Source organism: Desulfovibrio sp. 1214_IL3152, from assembly GCF_036763055.1.
Taxonomy (GTDB): Bacteria; Desulfobacterota; Desulfovibrionia; order Desulfovibrionales; family Desulfovibrionaceae; genus Desulfovibrio.
Genome location: NZ_JBAIYW010000344.1, coordinates 1 through 4,102 on the forward strand (window position 1 = coordinate 1; position 4,102 = coordinate 4,102).

Genomic DNA, 4,102 nt, shown 5'->3' on the forward strand with positions numbered 1-4,102 from the left:
CGCAGCGACAATCTGGGCCACGGTGCTGCCCGTCCGGCTGTGGAGGTAATGGTCCGTATCCGCAAAGGGCAGGCCAAGGCGTCGGGCCAGTGCGCGCCCTACGGTGGTTTTGCCGCAGGCTCTGGGACCCACGAGAAAGATGAGCGGCATGGGTTTTCCTGAGGGCTGTGCGCCCTTTGGCGCAGTGAGAACAATCGGCCCGCCTGCGGGCGCGCCTTAACCGTTACGGCAAAGGGCGTTAGACGAAGGCAGCCAGAGCTTTGTACCTTTGAAAAAGTGTAAATGCCCTAGACAGTGTCGTCACGAGCGCCTTTCCCGGTATCTCTGCGTCGGACTTCGCCTTTTATTCCGGTCGAGTACCATAAGAGTACACTCCCTGCATAAAAGGCTCGTCCTCCTTGATATACCAAGGAAATTCATCTCGTGACGACACTGTCTAGTAAACCACGCTGTACGACATGACTTCGGGGCGGTGGAAGAAAAACTCTACCCGCCGGTTCATGGCGCGGCTCTGTTCGTCAATGCCCGGCTTGAGCGGACGGGTATCACCGTAACTGACGGCGCGCATGCGGGTGGCCTTGATGCCGTGCTGCGCCAGATAGTTGACCATGGCGGCGGCGCGCGCGCCGGAAAGCTCCCAGGCGGAGCTAAAGGGCGGGGCTGCCTCGGCTGAGTCCGCGTGGCCGCGCACCACCAGATAGAGGTTGTACTCTTCCATCAGTTTGAGCACGGACGAAAGCACCCTGTCGCCCTCAGGCAGCAGTTCAACAGTGCCGTGCTTGAACATGATGTCGGAGTTGACCCGCAACTGCACGCCCACGTCGTCGGCGCTGATGCCCGATGCGCTCTGGGGAACAGCATCGGCCATGAGAAGCTGCTTGATTTTTTGGGCAATGGCGTAGTGAGATTTTTCCACTTCGCTGATCTTGAGGTCGCGCGTGTCTATCTTGTCTGTATTCTGGATAAAGGGGTTGTTGGAGACGGGCGATGTGGAGCTGGAGTCAAAGTTGCGGTCTCCGCTGAAGTACGCGGCGAGGCCCGCCCGTGTTTCGGGGGGAACCATGCTGAGCACCCAGAGCAGAAGAAAGAAGGCCATCATGGCCGTAACAAAGTCGGCATAAGCGACTTTCCATGCGCCGCCCATAAAGCAGACTCCTCAGGTTTATGCCGTGCCCGGCGCGGGCTGCCGGATATGCCGCGCTGCGCGTCATGCCATGCGGCAAAAGCGGCGCGCCCGGTTGGGGACGGTCTTTAAAGGCTCCGGCGCGGGAAGCGCCGCGTCCCCTGCATAATGCAAATATACACTACATCGTTGACGGAAGAAAGGTACGCCGCCACGGCCAGCCACGCGAGTTCAATGCCGGGGAGTTTCCGCCGTCTGCGGGTGTCCCGCCCTATGCGCTTCGGTATGGCGGAGCGGTGGACAATAAAAACGTTGTGGCTCTGCCAATGCCGCCTGTTCTGCAGCGAAAGGGGCCGGGAATGCCTGTGTCACGGGCCGGCGTGTGCAGCTTGCGGCATAAAGACGCGGTACGCAGGCTGCCGAAAAAAGTACTGGCCGGTTTACGCCGATGTCTGTTTTGTCCCGAAGGCTGGCTTGCCTAGCCGCTCTTCAGCTTGTCTTCCATTTCCGCGAAGCTGGGGCGGAAAGGATAAGGAATGGCCCTGCGCCCGTATTCCACGGCAATAAGGGGGGTGGAGCCACGAATGGCGGCAGCCACGGCCTCTTTGACGGAATGATAGTAGAAATGCTCTTCGGCCACGTAGTTTTCAAGCTTTGACCCCATAGGGCCAAACAGGCCGTAGCAGCAGAGAATACCGAAGAACGTGCCCACAAGGGCCGCGCCGATGTAGTGGCCGAGCACTTCCGGCGGCTCGTTGATCTTGCCCATTGCAAGCACCACGCCCAGAACGCAGGCAACAATACCCATGCCCGGCAGCGATTCGGCCATGTGTGACACGGCATGCGCGGGCAGGATGCCTTCTTCGCGCATGGTGGCGATGTCCACATCCATGAGGCTGTCAATATCTGCGGGGTCGCCGGTAGTCAGGTAAACCCGCAGGGTGTCGCCGATGAAGTTGACGATTTTGGTGTCTTTGGAAATGTTGGGATATTTGCTGAAAATGGGGCTGGACTCCGGTTTTTCCACATCACTTTCAATGCTGATGACGCCTTCGCGGTGCATCTTGGAGAAGAGCGCGTAGAGCAGGGCCAGGGTTTCCAGATAGCGGCCCTTGCTTGAGCCGGGGTCGGCAAACAGGTGCTTCAGGCTTTTGAGAATAAGCCCGAAAGTGTACTTGGTTTGCGAACCGAAGAAAGCTCCCAGTCCGCAGCCAAGGATAATAATAAATTCCGCAGGTTGGAAAAGTATGCCCCATTCACCGTGGGCCAGGGTGTAGCCCGTGAACACCGAACCCGCGACGATGGCTAGACCAATTAATAAATACATAGTGCCGCCTGTAGGCTCAATTCATCCTGTGTCGTTTTTTCACCTGCCGTGCCGGGGAAAACCGTACCCCGGAAAACTGCCGCAGGCCGCGTCACAGGCTGGTAGCTCTGCTCAGCGGACATGCCGGACGGGCCACAAGCCCCGCAGCGGCGCAAGACGTTCTTGCGCGAATCCGGACCGTAAAACGGCCCTCTTGATTTCTTAACGCCCGCCTGACCAAAAGCTTTAGCCTGTCAGGCGGAAAAGGCAAGTTTTGCCCAAAAGCCGCCGCGCCACTTTCCGGCCTTGCGGGCAACGCCCAGCAGGCGCGCCGGTGCGGGAAGGCATTTCACCGCAAGGCATGCGCGGTGAAAACGCCCGTGGTTCCGGTTATTGCGGCGTACTCGCCCAAGGGTACTCCAGACGCGCGTTCACCGCAACACCAGACGGATTGCAAGATTGTCCTCTGGGCCAGCCTCAAACAACGGCGCGCCGACCGGTTTTTTGTCCGGGGGCGGACGGCCCATGCGGCCGGAAATGCAGCCAGCCCGCCATGAAATGCCGGGCGTTATCTCCCGAAAAGACCCCGGATAAGATCACCGGCGCCGCGCATGTCGTCCTGTCGCTGCGGATCCGAATCGTTCTTTTTGCTTTTGCCCTGCAAAATGGCGGGCAGTTTGCTGGCAGCGTCCAGGGCAAAGCGCGGGTCCGCATAATACGAGATATTGTCAAATGGCCCGCGAATGATAAGCGGTATGGTCATGCCCAGTGTTTCCACGTTGATGGCCGCGTCCAGATTCCGGCGCGGCAGGCTGATTACGGCCCGTCCACGCGCGCTGAGGCCCTGTGCGCCAGCGCTGATGGGGTTGGCGGTAATTTCGCCGCTCCGTGCCGTAAAGGGCGCACGTACAAAGTCAATGGTTTCGGGTACGCGCCCCTGAAGGCCGGGAATGTTCCTGGGCAGTGTCGGCATGGATTCCAGGTGCATCTGGCGAATTTCAAGCTGGCCTTTTCCGGAAAGACTGTTTTGCAGGGCTGTGGCGTTTTTTCCGGCAAAGGTCAGGTCTGCCTCAAGTCGTGCGACGCCGTTCAGGGGGCGTCCCTTGCCGAGACTTTCCAGCAGGTTGCCCATGTTGACTTCTGAGGCCGTGCCTTTGATGGCGTAGGCCGGATTGGCGGCGTCAGCCAGGCGGGCGGCTCCGGTGGCATGTATTTTTCCGCCGCTGCCGAGAACGCCGTTGAGGGCGGTGATGGTGTAGTTGCCCTGCAGGCCCTGCGCCGCCAGCTGAATGTCACGAACCTGAAGCTTTTCCATGCTCAGGCGCGCCAGGGTCAGGCGGATATTGATGTCCGGCATGGGAATTTTGCCCGCTTCACTGCTCCTTGCCGCTGCCGCTCCGCCTGCGGGCGCGGCACCCGTTTTGCCGTTTTTTCCGGCGGTATCGGGCAGGGGCAGGTAATTATCCAGATTGATGGCGCTGAGCTGAACATCCGCCGTTATGGACAGGGGTTTGCCGGGTTCAAGGCCCAGACGGAACTGTCCGCGCAGGGTTATGTCGTCCACGCGGGCGTGGATGTCAGAAAGGTTGAGGCTGTTGTTGCCGTACGCCATCCGGGCCTTGAGGTTCAGCCCGTCCGTGACGCCCTGCGCCACGGGTTTGAGCGGCAGCCCA

General features: G+C 59.8%; 4 protein-coding genes. All 4 read right to left on the reverse strand.

The window, feature by feature from the left end; translation table 11 throughout:
• A partial coding sequence (locus tag V6C07_RS07455) for a shikimate kinase (protein WP_333535736.1) occupies positions 1-150 on the reverse strand: 150 nt, incomplete at its 3' end.
• Between the two features lie 286 nt (positions 151-436).
• The gene (locus V6C07_RS07460; protein WP_333535731.1) at positions 437-1,144 is read right to left on the reverse strand and encodes an OmpA/MotB family protein; all 708 of its coding nucleotides are present in this window, start codon (positions 1,142-1,144) and stop codon (positions 437-439) included.
• Between the two features lie 457 nt (positions 1,145-1,601).
• Positions 1,602-2,450 (reverse strand): flagellar motor stator protein MotA, encoded by an 849-nt coding sequence (motA, locus tag V6C07_RS07465; protein WP_333535733.1) that lies wholly within the window; start codon positions 2,448-2,450, stop codon positions 1,602-1,604.
• Positions 2,451-2,997: 547 nt separating this feature from the next.
• On the reverse strand, positions 2,998-4,102 hold a 1,105-nt coding region (locus tag V6C07_RS07470), incomplete at its 5' end, for an AsmA family protein (protein ID WP_333535734.1).

Coding starts and splice junctions, on each gene's coding strand:
- V6C07_RS07460 (WP_333535731.1), bottom strand. CDS start 1,144: ATGGGCGGCGCATGGAAAGTCGCTTATGCCGACTTTGTTACGGCCATG.
- motA (WP_333535733.1), bottom strand. CDS start 2,450: ATGTATTTATTAATTGGTCTAGCCATCGTCGCGGGTTCGGTGTTCACG.